The sequence below is a fragment of the Beijerinckia indica subsp. indica ATCC 9039 genome (genome assembly GCF_000019845.1).
Taxonomy (GTDB): Bacteria; Pseudomonadota; Alphaproteobacteria; order Rhizobiales; family Beijerinckiaceae; genus Beijerinckia; species Beijerinckia indica.
The window spans coordinates 3,443,976-3,462,168 of record NC_010581.1 but is presented as its reverse complement, the minus strand read 5'-3'; the positions used below and the strand labels follow the sequence as shown (position 1 = coordinate 3,462,168).

The following is an 18,193-nucleotide window of genomic DNA, read 5'->3' as shown; positions in this document are numbered from 1 at the left end:
CAATTATTCCGGTGTGGCGCCCGACACGCGCCTTTTTGGGGACTTACTTTAGCTTGCGGCGCGCCAAACCTTAGTGCAGGGATGTCAGAGTGAGTTGGGTGCCAAACTCGCCGAGTGCAGATCTCGCACGGGGTTTACGGCTACGGCCCGCTCATCCGGAGAATCATGAAGCGCATCCTCGAATTCGTCTGGCCGGTGACGGGCGTCTTGGCGGTCGTTGTTTCCCTCTGGCTACTGTACCAGGAATTTCATGGCAATGCGATTGGCACCCAGGTCCTGAACCAATTGAGGGCTCTTCCGCCGCATCAATATGCGCTGGCCTTTGTTGCGACATTGGTCGCTTATGCGGCCTTGGCCTGGTATGATCGAATCGCTTTGCGTCACCTCGGAGTGACGCATATTTCGCTGCTCTTCGTTTCGCTATGCTCCTTCACCACTTACGCCATTGCCCATAATATTGGAGCGACCGTCTTTTCAGGGGGCATGGTGCGTTATCGCGCCTATTCGACCCAAGGGCTCACAGCCGCGCAAGTGGCTGTGCTCGTCGCGCTTTGCTCCTTGACCTTCTTACTGGGAACGCTGCTACTCGGCGGGCTCGTCCTGGTTCTCGAGCCGGCGCAATTGCATCGGTTGGGAGGAATCTTGCCGGACGTTTTGACCGAATCGGTCCCGGCCCGCATCATTGGTGTTTTGTGTCTTTCCGTGGTCGGCCTTTATGCTGTGGGCTCGATTTTCCATTTCAAACCCTTGATCATTCGTGGTTTCCGCCTTGAATATCCGCGTCCTGGGGTCGCTCTACGGCAATTGCTGGCGGCGCCCCTGGAATTGCTGGGCGCCGCCGGGATCATTTATTTCGCTTTGCCGGAGGTCGGAAATCCCGGTTATTTTGTGGTGCTCGGCGTGTTCTTGGCCTCGTTCTCGGCGGCCTTGGCATCGAATGCCCCGGGTGGGCTGGGCGTGTTCGAGCTTTTATTCCTCAAAACCATGCCGGCCGTGCCGCAGGCTAAAGTCCTGGCGGCTCTGCTCGTATTCCGATTCTTCTATCTTTTGCTGCCCCTGGCGATTTCCCTCGTCATTGTTCTCCTTTTTGAACGCAATCGCTTGCACGAGGCTTTCGGCCGCACGCATGTCGGACAACCCGATCCAGAAAAGGATCATCCGGACGAGACGAGGCTTAATGGGGGAACCTTGGGCCGCTGAAGCGGCGCTCGCGGAGGAGAAGACGGGGAATTTGGCGGGGGAGCATGACCTGTCGCCGTGAGGGGAAGCGCGGGCGTGTCTCAGGCCGCGTCAGTCAGGTGCGATATTGTTGAATGCGGGTAGTGCGCAGTCCAGCCAGCCCATGCTGATCGATGGACATTTGCCAGGAAAGAAATTCGTCGACCGTCAAAGTATAGCGATTGCAGGCTTCTTCCAAAGAGAGCAGGCCGCCACGCACGGCCGCGACGACTTCCGCCTTGCGACGAATGACCCAGCGTTTGGTGGTGGTCGGAGGCAGATCGGCGATCGTCAAGGGGCTGCCGTCGGGGCCGGTAACATATTTGCTCCTTGGGCGCAGAGATTCCATCATAGTTCGAAACTCATAAGTCTGATCTTATCGTCTTGACCTTAGACAAAGCGATTTAAGAATTGACTAAGCGCGATACGCGCTTTTTCAAGAAAAGTGTTCGAAATATGTTGTTAATATTATCGAGTGCGGTGATCTTTTCTCAATTAAAGTTTCTTTCTGCTTAATATATGTTTCATTTTGACATCCAGGGTGCCCTTGGTTTTACCATTCAGAACGCCCTATGTGGTTTCTTTGTATCTTTTGGTGGGGAGCGACCGCCGGCCCAGGGTCAAGACGCCTATGTCAAAATTGCTGGGAATGGAACGATGTTTGCTCCACCTTTCCGTTGCATCGATCGGCTGGGACGCTATTTATAGAAATCATGTGAGAAAACGGTTGGAGCGTCGGGACCTTCAAGATGAAAGGGACCTGAAGCTCTCCCCTTTTGAAACCGCGTCAAATCTAACCCAGTATGGGACCGCTTCCGGATTTGATGCTCCAGCAATGGCCGACGGAGGGCGGGTTGATGGAAATCTGCAGCCGGACGATGAGTGACTCTTGCCTGCAGCCAATGGCGGACACGGGCACCGAAGAAACCTCTCGTCAGGGCGATGGCAAGGGTTTAGAGACCCAGTCCATGGAACTGGGGTCCTCGGATGTGACGAGTTCTGGCCTGGATCACGCTGGATTGAACAGTTTGGGGCTGCCAAAGCCGCCGGCTTTAACCCGCGTTGTCGTCGCAATGTCCGGCGGAGTCGATTCCTCCGTCGTCGCGGCGCTTCTCAAGCGGGAGGGCTATGAGGTCATTGGTGTGACCTTGCAGCTTTACGATCATGGCGAGGCCGTCCATCGCAAGGGGGCTTGTTGCGCCGGGCAGGATATTCAGGACGCCCGGCAGGTCGCAGATCAACTCGGCATTCCGCATTATGTCCTCGATTATGAGGAACGTTTCCGTCGCAAGGTCATCGATCCTTTCGCGCAGAGCTATGCGACCGGCGAAACGCCAATTCCCTGTGTCTCCTGCAATAGCGAGATCAAATTCGCCGATCTTTTCGAGACGGCGCAGCATCTTGGCGCCGATGTCCTGGCGACCGGCCATTATGTCTCTTCGAAGGCCGAGGCGGATGGGGGGCGTGCGCTCTATCGTTCGCTGGATTCAAGCCGCGATCAAAGCTACTTCCTCTTCGCCACGACCAATGCCCAGCTCGAACTCCTGCGCTTTCCACTCGGTGATCTCGCCAAACCGGATGTGCGGCAAATGGCACGCCAACTCGGTCTCGTCGTTGCCGACAAGGCGGATAGCCAGGACATTTGCTTCGTGCCGAGCGGCAAATATAGCGATGTGATCGAGCGTCTGTCGCCCGGCGCTGTCGTTCCGGGTGAGATTCTGCATGTCGACGGCCGGGTACTCGGGCGTCATTCTGGCGTCATTCATTATACAATCGGCCAGAGGCGTGGTCTTGGGCTCGGCGCCGTCGGCGCTGGCGCGGGTGAGCCGCTCTATGTCATTCGTCTCGATGCGGCCAAAGCGCAAGTGATTGTCGGTCCCCGTCAGGCGCTCGCCACGCGGCGCGTGCATTTGCGCGGCGTCAATTGGATTGGACCCGGGTCTCTCCAGGATATGGACGAACATGGTCTTGAAATTTTCGTCCAGGTCCGTTCCACACGGGCTCCGATTCCGGGGTTCCTCCATGCCCATGAATCGGAAATCTGGGTCGATTTCGCCCTCGATGAGGACGGTGTCTCGCCGGGCCAGGCTTGTGTCTTTTATGAGAATGATCAGCCGCGGGCACGCGTCCTTGGCGGTGGCTTCATCAGCGCGACGGAATCCGCGCTGCAAATGCGCGAAATGTTTCCCAAGCCGCCGAACGAAGACCTTCTCGATACGAACGAATCCTCGGATTTGGTTTCTCCCAAACGATCGGCTTGTTGATCATGGATGACAGGACGTCGAAAGACGCCCTGGCCGATGATTCCGCTCAAAACCAGAATTATGAAAACGCGCATGTCGAGGCGGCCTATGCCCGCTGGGCGCCGATCTATGATCTGGTTTTCGAGGCGGTCATGCGGCCGGGACGCAAGGCTGCTGCCGCGGCGATCCGTGGCGCGGCCGAACAGGGCGGCGCGATTCTCGATGTCGGTGTCGGAACCGGCCTCGAATTGCCGATGTTCGAGAAACGGGGCCATTATGTCGGCGTCGATCTCTCTTTGCCCATGCTGCGGCGCGCGCAGCAAAGGATTGCCGCTGACAATCTGAGTCATGTGGAAGGACTGGCGGTCATGGATGCGGCGCGGCTCGCTTTCGCCGATGCCGTGTTCGACAGGGTGGTTGCGCCCTATGTGCTGACTGTCCTCCCCGATCCTTGGGCGAGCCTTGATGAATTCCTGCGTGTCATCAAGCCCGGCGGGGAAATCGTGCTCGTCAATCATATTGGCGCAGAGCAGGGGCCTGTCGCCCTTGTCGAAGCTTGGCTCGGACGGCGCAGTGCTTCCCTCGGCTGGAAGCCGGAATTTCCCTGGTCGATCGTCGGGGATTGGATCGCCGCGCGCCCGTGCCGTTTGCTGGAGCGGAGAACCTTGCCGCCCCTTGGGCTGTTTACTTTGGCTCGGATCGAGAAGCTTTAATCATAGGCGTGGCCAATGCATTGAACACTATACTTCACCGGTATCCTATTATGGCGCTCTGGAGCCTTTTTTATACATTATGGCGGCACGGTTCTGCGCCGCAAGAACTTCAGCTTTGGCGTTATTACCTGCCGTTAGGCGGTTGCACCCAACTCCGAATTTCATAGGAGCAGACTGGTAATCGATCATATAAGGGCTATATGAAGATAATCGTTTCCTGTCGCGCAACGCTTTCAGACTTCTCGCTCCATGCGCGGATCTTTCAAGCCGAACTTTCAGACTCGATGGCAGCCGGGCTCATCCGGTAAAATCTCAAGCTAATGGATCTGAAATGGCTAACGGCACTGTTAAATGGTTTAATACCACAAAGGGTTATGGTTTCATTGCACCGCAAGACGGTAGCAAGGACGTTTTCGTTCACATCTCCGCAGTCGAACGCTCTCAGCTGCGTGAGCTTGTTGAAGGTCAAGTCGTCTCCTATGAACTTCAACGCGATCAGCGCTCCGGCAAGGAAAGCGCCGTCAATCTGAGAGCGGCTTAAGGGCGACTCTCTGGATATCAATCATGATTATCCCTTCATTACCTTTCGAGGTAAGGTTGTCCGTCTGACGACGAATGGTGCGGATGTACGGCTGAGCAATAATCACCTGATCGCAGCTTATGCACCGCATGACGGCTATCATCGGGCTCTCCTACCGGCTATCGGTGAGCACGTTCTTATCGAAATAGCTCCTGATGAAATGAAAGGCTGGCGCTTGGTGCGCCAGCCTTGATTTTTTGTTCGGCGGCTCGACCGCCTGGAGGCAAAGCATGAACATAGCCAATATGATTCCAACTCTTGATGACGTCGGCCTTGCCAACTTGCGAAGAAACGCATTGCGGCTGGAATCCGGTGACGCTGGGGCGCGGCAGATCGAGGCTGCGTGTCTGTTGCCCTTGATCGATGCCGAGATTGAGCGCCGATCAAAAAGTGTGAAGGCAACTCCGCAGCTCAAGAAAGCTTTGGTTCCAAAAGGTAAGCGCAAAGCGTATACAATTTAACCTTTATCCAGGTTCGCTGGCTTCGGCCGCATGAGCAATCGAGTAGAACATGCTTCACTTGAAAATGCTCTAGAGCGGTACTCTTTCAAGTTAATGCTGTAGTCGGTAAGTCGTTCTCAACGAGATGATTGTTTGGCTTGCAAGCGCCGGATGACATCCGGGCAATCCCCGAATTTACACCGTATAAAATCAAACATGCCCAGCAGTCTTGCGGCTCTGCGGCTGTTATCGTCCACACCCTTTTTCAGGCATGAGCGAGCTGTGTCTCGGACCGTCATGAGAAACAGAACAATTTGTTGGGAAAAGGTTCCGTGGAGACGGGAAAACAGCAAGGAATTCCGGATCATGAAATAGGTCTGGAGCGGTGAACCATTCCCCCCTGTCGAGGCACTCCCGAGGTGGTGAATGACGGCATCACGGACGACAAAAAGGGAAATACCTTTTTCGCGTGCCCTCACCGACCATTCCGTTTCATCGACATAGAGGAAAAACCGATCATCGAACAAACCGACATGCTGAAAGACCTTTGTCGGGACAAGCATGCCGGCCCCGAACAGAAAGTCGGTGGGAATAAGTTTGTTATTGAGAGCGCTTTTATTGTGCTTGTCCGAATACCAGAATGGCTGTCCAGAGCGGCTAATCGTTGAACTGCCAAAGAATTGATAGTCGCCAGAAGGCGAAAAACGCACAACGCAACTCACGGCTGCTCTATCGCCGAGTTTGCTCGCTTCCGATATCAATATTGAGAGTGTATTCTCATCAACAAGAGCATCATTGTTCAAAAGAAAAACATATTCGCTGTCGAGCTCGATGGCTCTTTTGATGCCGAGATTGCATCCGCCCGTCCAGCCCAGGTTTTTCGGGCTTGCGATGACCTCTACCCGTTCGCCGAGATTATGAAGATGGTCGAGTGAATCATCCGTTGAGGCATTATCGACGATGATGGCGTGCCATGATGTCAGTTGAGACCGCTCGAGGGATTGCAAGCAACGCAATGTGTCACGCCAGCCGTTCCAATTGATAAGAATAACAGCGACGTCCATCGAGAGCACTCCTCGTTACCTGCGGATATCGTCAAGCCCTTGCGACGAGTCTTTTATCATAGGTGCCGTTCTCGAATTTTTACGTTTTTGCAAGATCACGCAAATTCAGGGAAGCTTTTCGCCCGAAAGGAAAAGAAAAGCTTTCCAGAGCGCGAGAGATCCTTGGGATCGAAGGTATAGGCGCCCTGCGTCAAAGCATCAGCCCCAAAAGTGATGGCCACTTTTGGGGCTGATGCTTATGCCAGGAGACGCCGTTGACGACGTCGGGAGCCTCAACGCGGCAGGCTGGTTTCGCCCATCAGAAAGGCATCGACCGCATGCGCGGCCTGGCGCCCCTCGCGGATCGCCCAGACCACGAGCGATTGCCCGCGCCGCATATCACCGCAGGCGAAAACCTTGTCGATCGAAGTCTGGTAATGCACCGTATCGGCGGCGACATTGCCGCGTGGATCGAGCGTCACGCCGAGGTTGTGCAACAGGCCTTCCGAGATCGGTGCCACGAAGCCCATGGCCAGGAGGACGAGATCAGCCTTGATTTCGAAATCACTGCCCGCGATTGGCTGTAATTGATGATCGACCCGCACGCAGTGCAGGCCTTTGACCATGCCATCCTTGCCGATGAATTCGCGCGTCAACACGGCGAAATCGCGCACCGCGCCTTCTTCATGCGAAGAGGATGTGCGCAATTTCAACGGCCAGTCCGGCCAGGTGAGCAGCTTGTTTTCCTTCTCGGGCGGCTGCGGCATGATCTCGATCTGCGTGACCGAGAGGGCGCCTTGGCGGATCGACGTGCCGATGCAATCCGAACCGGTATCACCGCCGCCGATGACGACGACATGTTTGCCGGAGGCGAGAATTGGCTCGTTGCTGTGAATTTTCTCATGGCCGACGCGCCGGTTCTGCTGCGGCAGAAAATCCATGGCGAAATGGACGCCGCCGAGTTCGCGACCGGGAATCGGAAGGTCGCGCGGCTTTTCCGCGCCGCCAGCGAGCACCACCGCATCGTAATCGCGCGTGAGGCTTGCCGCGTCCAGATCGACGCCGACATTGATGCCAGGATGGAAGACGACGCCCTCGGCTGCCATCTGCTTCAACCTGCGGTCGATCAGATGCTTTTCCATCTTGAAGTCAGGAATGCCGTACCGCAACAGGCCGCCGAGCTTGGCGTGTTTTTCGTAAAGATGAACTTCATGGCCGGCGCGCGCGAGTTGCTGAGACGCCGCCATGCCGGCAGGGCCCGAGCCGATCACCGCGATTGTCTTGCCGGTCTTTTTCAGCGCCGGTTCCGGCGTGATCCAGCCTTCCGCAAAGGCCCTGTCGACGATCGCGCATTCGATCGTCTTGATCGTCACCGGGCTCTCGTTGAGGTTCAGCGTGCACGAGGCTTCACAGGGCGCGGGACAGACGCGGCCGGTAAATTCCGGGAAATTATTGGTCGAATGAAGATTGACGGCCGCTTCCCGCCAATCGGAATGATAGACGAGATCGTTCCAGTCAGGGATCTGATTATTGACCGGGCAGCCGTTATGGCAATAGGGGATGCCGCAATTCATGCAGCGCGCCGCCTGATCCTTGGTCGCTTCCTCGGATAGCGGGATCACGAATTCCCTGTAATGGCGAATGCGATCGGAGGCGGGCGCATAGCGCCGGTCCCGCCGGTCGATTTCCAGAAAACCCGTTACCTTGCCCATTCGAACCAGTCCATCCTAGAGGTCGTGCACGATCGCGCGGCATCGGCGCGATCTGCTCTAGACCAAAATCGGTTGCAGTGAAATCGACATTTCAGGCGCCAGCGCGAGGGAAGGCCGGCGCCTGTAGGGTTTCTCGGATCACAGCGCCGGCGAAGCCTGCCGCTGTTCCCCATATTGGCTGATCTGGTCCTGCAAGGCGCGCCGATATTCGACCGGCATGACTTTGCGGAACTTGGCCTTGTAGGCATCCCATTGATCGAGGATCTGGCGCGCGCGCGTCGAACCGGTGAAGGTCGCGTGATTCGAGATCAGGCGATGCAGGCGTTCGGCGTCGAAACGGGTCATGTCCCGCATGATATCGACACGGCCGTGCGCAAGCAGGTCACCGCCCTGATGATAGCTTTTCTGCATCAGATCCTCTTCCTCGGTGACCGGTTCGAGGTCCACCATGGAGAGATTGCAGCGCTTCTCGAAAGTGCCGTCCTCATCGAGCACATAAGCGATGCCGCCCGACATGCCGGCGGCGAAATTGCGGCCTGTCTTTCCGATGACGACGACAATTCCGCCGGTCATATATTCGCAGCCATGATCGCCGGTGCCCTCGACCACCGCGATCGCGCCGGAATTACGCACGGCGAAACGCTCGCCGGCGACGCCGCGGAAATAGCATTCGCCGGCAATCGCGCCATAAAGCACCGTATTGCCGATGATGATCGAGTCTTCCGGCACGATCCGCGTATTTTTCGGCGGATAGATCAGGATGCGGCCTCCGGACAGTCCTTTGCCAACATAATCATTGGCTTGCCCCTCGAGTTCGAGGGTGACGCCGGCGGCGAGCCAGGCCCCAAAGCTTTGTCCGGCCGTACCGGTCGCCTTGATATGGATCGTATTGTCCGGCAGGCCCGCATGGCCGAGGCGTTTGGCGATCTCGCCCGACAGCATGGCGCCGGTGGTGCGGTCGGTATTGTTGATCGCGACCTCGATGCCGACCGGGCTGCCGGTTTCGAGTGCCGGCTGCGCCGCCTCGATCAGCTTGCGGTCGAGCACCTTTTCCAGAGCATGATCCTGGCGTTCGGTGTGGTAGATGGCGTCGCCTGGAGCCGTCTGCGGCTTGTGGAACAGCTTCGAGAAATCGAGCCCCTTGCCCTTCCAATGCGCGATCGCCTCGGCCTTGTCGAGCATCTGCATCTGGCCGATCATTTCATTGAAGGTGCGATAGCCCATTTGCGCCATCAATTCGCGGACTTCCTCGGCGACGAAGAAGAAGAAATTGATGACATGCTCAGGCAGGCCGGTGAAACGCTTGCGCAGCACCGGGTCTTGCGTCGCAATCCCGACCGGACACGTGTTCAAATGGCATTTGCGCATCATGATGCAGCCGGCCGCGATCAGGGGCGCGGTGGCAAAGCCGAATTCATCGGCGCCGAGCAAAGCGCCGATGACGACATCGCGGCCCGTGCGCAAACCGCCATCGACCTGCACCGCGATGCGCGAGCGCAGGCGGTTCAGCACCAGGGTTTGATGTGTTTCAGCGAGCCCGATTTCCCAGGGGGAACCAGCATGCTTGATCGAGGTCAGGGGGGAGGCGCCGGTGCCACCCTCGAAGCCTGAAACCGTGACATGATCGGCTCGGCCCTTGGAAACGCCCGCCGCCACCGTGCCGACGCCAACCTCGGAGACGAGCTTGACCGAGACATCGGCTTCGGGGTTGACGTTTTTCAGGTCATAAATGAGCTGCGCCAGATCCTCGATCGAATAGATATCGTGATGCGGCGGCGGTGAGATCAGACCCACCCCTTGGGTGGAATGCCGGACCTTGGCGATGACCGCATCGACCTTATGACCGGGCAATTGGCCGCCCTCGCCAGGCTTTGCGCCTTGCGCCATCTTGATCTGGATCATGTCGGCATTGACGAGATATTCGGTCGTCACGCCGAACCGGCCGGAGGCGACTTGCTTGATCGCCGAGCGCATCGTGTCGCCGTTCGGCAGGCGCTTGAAGCGATCGCTTTCCTCACCGCCTTCGCCGGTGTTCGACTTGCCGCCGATCCGGTTCATCGCCAGCGCCAGAGTCGTATGCGCCTCGCGCGAGATCGAGCCAAAGGACATGGCGCCGGTGGCGAAACGCTTGACGATCGAGGCGGCGTCTTCGACCTCGTCGAGAGCGATCGGCGCGCGCCCATCCTCATCGGCGGATTTGACGCGGAACAAGCCGCGAATGGTCAAAGGCTGATGCTTCTGGTCATTCAGCAAAGCAGCATAGGCGCGATAGGTCTCGAGATGGTTGGAGCGCACCGCATGCTGCAGCAGGGAGACCGATTGGGGCGACCAGGAATGCGCCTCGCCGCGCGAGCGGAAAGCGTAATCACCGCCGACGTCGAGCGCATTGCGGTAGATCGGTGCGTCGCCGAAGGCATCCTTGTGACGGCGGACGGTTTCCGCCGCGACCTCGGAGAGCCCGATGCCGCCGATCCGCGTCGCCGTGCCGGTGAAATAATGCGCGACGAACGATTCAGCGAGGCCGATCGCATCGAAGATCTGCGCGCCGCAATAGGATTGATAGGTCGAAATGCCCATCTTAGACATGACCTTCAACAGGCCCTTGTCGATCGACTTGATATAGCGCTTGCAGGCTTCATAACCGTCGACTTCCTCGGGGAAATCTTCGGCCATGGCGGCGAGCGTCTCGAAGGCGAGATAGGGATTGATGGCTTCCGCGCCATAGCCTGCCAGCAAAGCGAAATGATGCACCTCACGAGCCTCACCGGTTTCAACGACGAGGCCGACCGACGTGCGCAGACCTTTGCGGATCAGATGATGATGCACGGCCGCGGTGGCGAGCAGGGCAGGGATCGGAATCCGGTCGGGGCCGACGAGGCGATCGGACAGGATGATGATGTTGAAGCCGTTGAGGACTGCCTGGTCGGCGCGGGCGCAAAGCTTTGTGAGGGCTTCTTCCATGCCGTCGGCACCCATGCTGGAGGCATAGGTAATGTCGAGCGTCTTGGAATCGAATGTTTCCTCGAAATGACCGATCGAGCGGATCTTTTCGAGATCGGCATTGGTGAGGATCGGCTGACGGACCTCCAGGCGCTTGCGCTTGGAATTGCCCTCATGGTCGAGAATATTCGGCCGGGGACCGATGAAGCTCACGAGGCTCATCACCAGATCCTCGCGGATCGGATCGATCGGCGGATTGGTGACCTGGGCGAAATTCTGCTTGAAATAAGTGAACAGCAGTTTCGGCTTGGACGACAGTGCCGAAATGGGCGTGTCGGTGCCCATCGAGCCCACAGCCTCCTGGCCGGTGACGGCCATGGGCGACATGAGCAGCGAAAGATCTTCCTGGCTATAGCCGAAAACCTGCTGGCGATCGAGCAATGAGACATCGGTGCGGGTCGAGCGTGGCTCGACCGGCTTCAGATCTTCCAGAACGATCTGGGTGCGCTGCAGCCATTCCGCATAGGGGTGCGACTGAGCCAGGGCATTCTTCATTTCGTCATCGGAGACGATGCGGCCTTCTTCCAGATCGACAAGCAGCATGCGGCCAGGCTGCAGGCGCCATTTCTGAATGATGCGTTCCTCGGGGATGGGGAGGACGCCCATTTCCGAGGCCATGACGACGAGGCCGTCATCGGTGACCAGATAGCGGGCGGGGCGCAGGCCATTACGGTCGAGCGTCGCGCCAATCTGGCGGCCATCGGTAAAGGCAACCGCCGCCGGCCCATCCCAGGGCTCCATCATGGCGGCATGATATTCGTAGAAGGCGCGCCGTCCCTCATCCATCAAGGGATTGCCGGCCCAGGCCTCGGGGATCAACATCATCATCGCATGGGCGAGCGAATAGCCGCCCTGGACGAGAAATTCGAGCGCATTGTCGAAACAGGCTGTATCGGACTGGCCCTCGTAGGAAATCGGCCAGAGCTTTGAAATATCGTTGCCGAACAGGCCCGAGGCGACGGATGCCTGGCGCGCCGCCATCCAATTGACGTTGCCGCGCAGCGTATTGATCTCGCCATTATGGGCGACGAGGCGATAGGGATGGGCGAGCGACCAGGTCGGGAATGTATTGGTCGAGAAACGCTGATGCACCAGCGAAATCGCCGATTGGAACAAGGGATCGCGCAGATCCTTGAAATAATCGCCGAGCTGGGTCGCGAGCAGCATGCCCTTATAGACGATGGTGCGCGAGGAGAGCGACACCGGGTAAAAGCCCAGCGGGCGCAGTTTTTCCTGCGTATAGACGGTGTTGGAAATCACCTTGCGGAGCAGGAACAGACGGCGTTCGAAATCATCTTGCGTCGCGATCTCCGGACCACGGCCGATGAAGATCTGGCGTGTCATGGGCTCCGTCGGCTTGACGCTTTCGCCAAGGCCGGACGGATCGACCGGCACATCGCGCCAGCCGAGAAAGATCTGGCCTTCTTCCTTGATGACCGTCTCGACGATGGCCTCGATCTCTTTGCGGCCTTCCGCATCGCGCGGCAAAAACAGATTGCCGACGGCATAGAAGCCGGGATCGGGCAAGGTGAAGCCGTTTTCGGCCGCTTTGGCGAGGAAGAAATCATGCGGCATCTGCACCAGCATGCCGCAACCATCACCTGCTTTGCGGTCGGCGCCGACGGCGCCGCGATGATCGAGATTGAGCAGGATTTGCAGGCCCATCTCGACGATATCATGCGATTTTTGATTATGCAGATTGGCGACGAAGCCGACACCGCAGGCATCATGTTCCAGCGTCGGCGAATAAAGTCCCTGAGCGGAGGGCAGACCAGGATCGGAAGGGAAAAGCTTGGTCATGGGGACATTCTATCCGGCAAAAGCGAATAAGACGAAGATGAAGACGGCGGGTCTCGACGATCAAAGCCCAATCTGGGGCCAGTATCCACCTTCATTGAAGCGCAACTCGTCGCGGTTCAATGAGGGCAAGTGGATACAGTTTAATATAGTGACGTATCGAGAATCTGTGATTCTCGATACTAGAGCATCGCTCGTTAAATGGGACGCATGAGCGATGCCCTATCTTTCTATTAACGCATCAAACCCAAAAGCGGTGCCCACTTTTGGGTTTGATGCTCCAGACGCGCAAAACCTTGGGCGGACGGCAGGTGAGAAATCGGGCAAGAGCGGCCGAAAAAGGACATGCGAAAACCGCGATAGTCTTTCCCGGCCCGGCATTCGGGCTCGACTTTCGAAAGGTTCGCGCGGCCTGGTCTCGTGCGCGACCTCTTGCAAGGCGTTACGTCATGTGTCGTCAATACCGGCTTTGAGCAATCTTTTCCCGTCCGGATCGGATTGCAAGCGGCGTGGAAATCCGACGATGGCCATTGGATTGATCTCTTGCAGATTTTTTCCTCGCGGAATTTATCTTTGCAAAAGGCTCATGGACCGATCATCGTCCGTATATGGCAGGCTCACGATCCCGGAGCCTTGTCTCATCACGGCACGCGACCATTGCAGATTTGTAACGCTGAGACAAGCGCCATGGCTGGATTCTTCTCGTCAAATCGAGAGATTCCGCTCAATTTTTTTGCATTTTTCAGGATTTTCTTGGTCGCAGTCACAAGGTTTGGCAAAAAATCTTCTGATTTTTCGAAAATCCATTGTTTTCTATTGTCTGTGCTCGGGACTGTGATTCCGGTGTGTGGCTTGGCTTTCTCTGTTTCCGCTTTTCGATCTTGGTCGTGACGGGCGACCTGATATAACCGAAAAGGGGCGGATCGGATCATAAAGCGGCGCGGTGCAATGGAATTTTCAAGCGATAATACGGCCGGGGCGAGCCAGCCCATTCTCGAGGCGATCATCGCGGCCAATGATGGTCATGCCGCCCCCTATGGAGCGGACACTCTAAGCCTTGAGGCCGAACGCCGTCTTGCCGTGGTTTTCGAGCATGAGCTTGCCTGTTTTCTGGTGCCGACCGGCACGGCCGCCAATGCTTTGGCGCTCGGCGCGCTCTGTCCGCCCTGGGGCGCTGTCTTCTGCCACGAGGACGCCCATGTGATTGCCGATGAATGCGGCGCGCCGGAAATGTTCACAGCCGGTGGCAAGCTTGTCGGCATCGAGGGCGTGCGTGCCAAGATCACACCGGAAGCCTTCACCGCCAAGCTCGCCGCTTTCCCGCGGGGGCCAGTCAGGCAGGTGCAGCCGGCGGCCTTGTCCCTGTCGCAAGTGACCGAAGCCGGCACGCTTTACCGACCAGCGGAAATCTCTGCCTTGAGCGAAATCGCTCATGCGGCGGGGCTTGCCGTGCATATGGATGGAGCCCGTTTCGCCAATGCGCTCGTCGCGCTTGGCTGCACGCCCGCCGAAATGACCTGGAAGGCGGGCATTGATGTGCTCTCCTTCGGCGCCACCAAGAATGGCGCTTGGGCCTGCGAGGCGGTCTTGTTCTTCGATCCCGAAAAAGCGCGCGACTTCATCTATCGCCGCAAGCGCGGTGGTCATACCGTCTCCAAAAGCCGGCTGCTGGGTGCGCAGATGACGGCTTATCTCGACCAGGATCATTGGCTGGACCTGGCGAGAATCGCCAATGCCCGTGCGCGCCGGCTTGCTGAAGGGATCGCGCGCATTCCGGGACTGCGGCTCGCCTGGCCCTGCGAGGCCAATGAGGTTTTCGTGGTTCTTTCCGAAGAGGTTGACAAGGTTTTGCAGAAGGCCGGGGGACATTATTATACTTGGGATAAGCCGGGCCTGATGGAGGGGCCGCCGGTCGGTCCCACGGAAGTCCTCGCGCGTCTCGTGACCTCCTTTGCGACCAAGGATGAGGCGATCGACCAATTCCTGGCTGTCGCGGCGGCGGCAGCACAGAAACATGCCTGAGCAACCCTGCCAAGGAAAGGCGAGGCGATGACGAAAGCCATTCTGGTGCATGAAGTGGGTGGGCCCGAGGTCATGCACCTTGAGGAGATCACTTTGCCGCCGCCCGGCGAAGCAGAGGTGCTGGTGCGCAATCGTGCCATCGGCGTCAATTTCATCGACACTTATTTCCGCCAGGGCCATTACAAGGCGCCAAGCCTGCCCTTCGTTCCAGGCAATGAGGCGGCCGGTGAGATTTTGGCTCTTGGGCCGGGTGTGACCCAATTCAAAATCGGCGACCGCGTTGCCTATGTCTCCGCGCTTGGCGGTTATGCCGAGGAGCGGATCGTTCCGGCTGATCGGCTCGTGAAACTGCCGAAATCCATTTCTTACGAAACAGCGGCGGCGATGATGTTGAAAGGCCTGACCGCGCAATATCTTCTGCGGCAGACTTTCAAGGTCAAGAAAGGCCATGTGATTCTCGTCCATGCGGCAGCGGGTGGCGTTGGCCTGTTGCTTTGCCAATGGGCGAATGCTTTGGGGGCCGAGGTGATCGGCACGGTCGGCTCGGACGAAAAAGCGAAACTCGCCAAAAAGGCCGGGGCGAAACATGTGATCCTTTATCGCGAGGAGGATTTCGTCGCCCGCGTCCAGGAATTGACGCGAGGAAAACTCTGCGACGTGGTTTATGATGGCGTCGGCAAGGCGACTTTTCCCGGCTCGCTTGATTGCCTGGCCCCGCTTGGCATGTTCGTCAGTTTCGGCTCCGCATCCGGGCCGATCGAGGCTTTCGACATAGGCCTTCTCGCCAGCAAGGGATCCCTGTTCGCGACCCGTCCGACGCTCAATACTTATACGGCACGCCCCAAAAATTACGCCAAAATGGCGAAGGATCTGTTTCGTGTCGTCAAGGATGGAACGGTCAAGATCGCCGTGCATGAAGTCGCGCCGCTCGCTGATGCCGTGCGGGTGCATCAAGCCTTGCAGGCGCGTGAAACCACCGGCGCGACGGTGCTGGTCCCGTGATCCTGGCTGAGCGACCATGGAATGGCATGATGAAGGACTGATCATCGGGCTCAGGCGCTACGGCGAGACGGGCGCCATTCTGGAGGTTTTTACACCGGCGCATGGACGCCATTTCGGGCTGGTGCGGGGCGGTTTCGGGCGTCGTCTGCGGGCCTTACTGCAACCCGGCAACCAAGCTGATTTCACCTGGCGCGCGCGGCTCGATCAACAGCTCGGGCTCCTTGCCGTGGAGCCGACGAAACTCATGACCACGCGGCTCTTTGCCAGTGGTCTCGCGCTTCAAGGTATGAATCTGATTGCCGCGCTATTGCGCCTTTTGCCCGAGCGCGACCCCCATCCAGAGCTCTATGCCGTGGTGCGGGTGCTCCTTGAGCATCTCGACGAGCCGGCTGTGGCGCCGATCCTCCTCGCACGTTTCGAACTCGCAATGCTGACGGAAACCGGCTTTGGGCTTGATCTTTCCGCTTGCGCGGCGACCGGCGCGACGCAGGAATTGATCTATGTCTCGCCGAAATCGGGCCGGGCCGTCTCGGCCAGGGCAGGCGCGCCCTATCACGACAAGCTGTTGGGCTTGCCGCCCTTTTTCCTGGATGGGAGCCTGTTGAAAAACCCCACTCTGGAAGAGGTCGAAGCCGGCTTCGCTCTAACGGGTCATTTTCTGATGCGCGACCTCTTTGGCCCGCGCGGTCAGACACTTCCGGATGCGCGCCATGCTTTTTTGGCGGAAACCGCCAAAACCTATCCGCGTGTCGCGCCACAGTGTTTTTGAAACCAGCGATCATGGATGTGATCGCTGCGAAGCGTTCTCAAGAAACGAAAATGCGAGACAGGAACCAAGAGGCGTTCATCACGGCCTCGGCCGTGAGAATTACTTGATCTTGGTTTCCTTGAACTCGACGTGCTTGCGCACGACGGGATCATATTTCTTGAACGAGAGCTTCTCGGTCTTGGTACGCGCGTTCTTCTTGGTCACGTAGAAATAGCCCGTGTCCGCGGTGGACAGGAGCTTGATCTTGATCATTGCGGCCTTGGCCATTGCCATATCCTCATGGGCGCGTTTTTCGGGCGCGGTGCCGGCCTGGGAATCGGAAGCCGTCCACAGCCAAGCGGAAAAAGAGAAAGCCGGACCATAAGGATCGGCCGGAACTTGTCAAGAAAGGAGCGACATAATCGTCATTTTTCAGTCGTGACCCCGGACGAGACACCAGGCGATAAAGCCGAGATACAGGGTGAAAAGCGCCCCAATGGTCAGAAAAAATCCATTTGGCATGAGAAGATCCATGCCATAGCCCATGAGCGGTGGGCCAGCCAGCATGCCCAGCGAATAAAGCATGACGAATGCGGCATTGGCGCTGGCGAGTTCCGCGCCTTTATATTGAGCGCCGAGATAAGCAAGCCCGATGGGATAAAGACTTCCCGCAACGCCGCCCCAGATGACGAGAAGCCCGCAGAACAGGTTCTGATGCGTGGGACCCACGAGCGGTAAGAGCAGTGCACCGCCAAGGCCGAGCAAGCTGATGATCAGCAACAGCTGGCGCCGCTCGAAACGGTCGGAGGCAAGGCCCAGAGGAATCTGGAAGAGGACATTGCCCAAGGCGAAAAAGCCCGCAAGTCGCGCTCCCATCGCTGGGCCAAGATTGGCCTGCAAGGCAAAAAGGGGGAGAAGGCCGAAGGCGGCCATCTCAATCATGCCATGCAGAAGACCTGCAAAACTGGCGACCGGCGCCCGCAGCAGAAACGACACGACGCCGCTCTCGGATGCTGTCTCGATCTCGGGAGCCGCGCGCGCACCGAGGAGAATGGGCAGGCTTGCCAATAAAAACAGGCCAATCGGGATCAGGAAAGGCAGAGTGCCTTCAGTGCCGACGCCGGAAAGGATGGCAGGGCCCGTGACGAAGCCGAGCGCGAGACTGGTCGCGTAGAGGCCCATGATGAAGCCACGCCGCTCAGGTGGCGCCAGTACATTGATCCAATATTCGCTGAGCACGAATTGCATGGTCAGGGCGCCGCCAAAAATGGCACGCAGGACAAGCCATGCCCAATAGGAACGGGTGACGGCAAAGGCGGCAAGGCAAAGTGCGCCAAGAAACAAGGAAAAAAACAGAACGGGGGTCAGGCCGAAGCGGCGGGCCAGCAAGGGGGCTAAGGGGGCGCCGACCAAGGTGGCGAGGCCCGCGGCAGCGGGATTGAGGCCGATGGCACGTGCCGAATAGCCCTGTTCACCGAGAAGCAAGGACAAGAGGCTCATGACGAGCGAAAGGCCGATGCCGACAATCGAGACGGAAGCAATGGCGGAGAGAAGCGCCATAGTGTTCCGCTTGGACAGAACCGCGTCCAGGGGAGACGAATCGGGGGGCTGAGGCTCACTCCAATGTCGTGGAGTGGCGGACGAATCCGGCACAATATCCATGCAAGCGAGCACA

The 18,193-nt window shown here is 58.0% G+C and carries 15 protein-coding genes; 9 read left to right on the top strand and 6 right to left on the bottom strand.

Annotated elements, in window-relative coordinates; translation table 11 throughout:
• Window positions 1-165 precede the first annotated feature (165 nt).
• A complete protein-coding gene (locus BIND_RS15390; protein WP_012385950.1) occupies window positions 166-1,200 on the top strand; it encodes a putative bifunctional lysylphosphatidylglycerol flippase/synthetase in 1,035 nt (344 codons plus the stop codon).
• A gap of 94 nt (window positions 1,201-1,294) precedes the next feature.
• Here BIND_RS15390 and sciP read toward each other — a convergent pair whose 3' ends face one another.
• The gene (gene sciP, locus BIND_RS15385) at window positions 1,295-1,570 is read right to left on the bottom strand and encodes a CtrA inhibitor SciP (protein ID WP_012385949.1); all 276 of its coding nucleotides are present in this window, start codon (window positions 1,568-1,570) and stop codon (window positions 1,295-1,297) included.
• A gap of 616 nt (window positions 1,571-2,186) precedes the next feature.
• On the opposite strand from sciP, the gene mnmA reads away from it, so the two are divergent.
• The 4 genes from mnmA (at window position 2,187) to BIND_RS15365 (ending at window position 5,215) form a co-directional block, all read left to right on the top strand.
• On the top strand, window positions 2,187-3,482 hold the full coding sequence (gene mnmA, locus BIND_RS15380) for a tRNA 2-thiouridine(34) synthase MnmA (protein ID WP_012385948.1): 1,296 nt from the start codon (window positions 2,187-2,189) through the stop codon (window positions 3,480-3,482).
• A gap of 2 nt (window positions 3,483-3,484) precedes the next feature.
• Window positions 3,485-4,174: a class I SAM-dependent methyltransferase gene (locus tag BIND_RS15375; RefSeq protein WP_012385947.1), complete on the top strand. Its 690-nt coding sequence runs from the start codon at window positions 3,485-3,487 to the stop codon at window positions 4,172-4,174.
• A gap of 331 nt (window positions 4,175-4,505) precedes the next feature.
• Complete coding sequence (locus BIND_RS15370; RefSeq protein ID WP_012385946.1) at window positions 4,506-4,715, top strand: cold-shock protein; 210 nt, start codon at window positions 4,506-4,508, stop codon at window positions 4,713-4,715.
• A gap of 269 nt (window positions 4,716-4,984) precedes the next feature.
• Complete coding sequence (locus BIND_RS15365) at window positions 4,985-5,215, top strand: hypothetical protein (protein ID WP_012385945.1); 231 nt, start codon at window positions 4,985-4,987, stop codon at window positions 5,213-5,215.
• A gap of 116 nt (window positions 5,216-5,331) precedes the next feature.
• Here BIND_RS15365 and BIND_RS15360 read toward each other — a convergent pair whose 3' ends face one another.
• From BIND_RS15360 to gltB, 3 genes are all read right to left on the bottom strand, one after another.
• A complete protein-coding gene (locus BIND_RS15360; RefSeq protein ID WP_012385944.1) occupies window positions 5,332-6,258 on the bottom strand; it encodes a glycosyltransferase family 2 protein in 927 nt (308 codons plus the stop codon).
• A gap of 272 nt (window positions 6,259-6,530) precedes the next feature.
• On the bottom strand, window positions 6,531-7,949 hold the full coding sequence (locus BIND_RS15355; protein WP_012385943.1) for a glutamate synthase subunit beta: 1,419 nt from the start codon (window positions 7,947-7,949) through the stop codon (window positions 6,531-6,533).
• A gap of 138 nt (window positions 7,950-8,087) precedes the next feature.
• Window positions 8,088-12,749 (bottom strand): glutamate synthase large subunit, encoded by a 4,662-nt coding sequence (gltB, locus tag BIND_RS15350; RefSeq protein WP_012385942.1) that lies wholly within the window; start codon window positions 12,747-12,749, stop codon window positions 8,088-8,090.
• A gap of 417 nt (window positions 12,750-13,166) precedes the next feature.
• On the opposite strand from gltB, the gene BIND_RS15340 reads away from it, so the two are divergent.
• From BIND_RS15340 to recO, 4 genes are read left to right on the top strand one after another with little or no spacing between them, the layout of a single operon-like run.
• Entirely contained in the window at window positions 13,167-13,637 is a 471-nt protein-coding gene (locus BIND_RS15340) for a hypothetical protein (protein ID WP_041778151.1), read from the top strand.
• A gap of 57 nt (window positions 13,638-13,694) precedes the next feature.
• Complete coding sequence (locus BIND_RS15335) at window positions 13,695-14,768, top strand: threonine aldolase family protein (protein ID WP_012385940.1); 1,074 nt, start codon at window positions 13,695-13,697, stop codon at window positions 14,766-14,768.
• 27 nt (window positions 14,769-14,795) lie between these two features.
• On the top strand, window positions 14,796-15,770 hold the full coding sequence (locus BIND_RS15330) for a quinone oxidoreductase family protein (protein WP_012385939.1): 975 nt from the start codon (window positions 14,796-14,798) through the stop codon (window positions 15,768-15,770).
• Window positions 15,771-15,786: 16 nt separating this feature from the next.
• Window positions 15,787-16,539, top strand: coding sequence for a DNA repair protein RecO (gene recO / locus BIND_RS15325; protein ID WP_012385938.1), 753 nt, complete (start codon window positions 15,787-15,789; stop codon window positions 16,537-16,539).
• Between the two features lie 99 nt (window positions 16,540-16,638).
• Here recO and rpmG read toward each other — a convergent pair whose 3' ends face one another.
• Window positions 16,639-16,806 (bottom strand): 50S ribosomal protein L33, encoded by a 168-nt coding sequence (rpmG, locus tag BIND_RS15320; RefSeq protein WP_012385937.1) that lies wholly within the window; start codon window positions 16,804-16,806, stop codon window positions 16,639-16,641.
• A gap of 144 nt (window positions 16,807-16,950) precedes the next feature.
• Window positions 16,951-18,180 (bottom strand): MFS transporter, encoded by a 1,230-nt coding sequence (locus tag BIND_RS15315; protein WP_148210666.1) that lies wholly within the window; start codon window positions 18,178-18,180, stop codon window positions 16,951-16,953.
• Window positions 18,181-18,193: the final 13 nt, after the last annotated feature.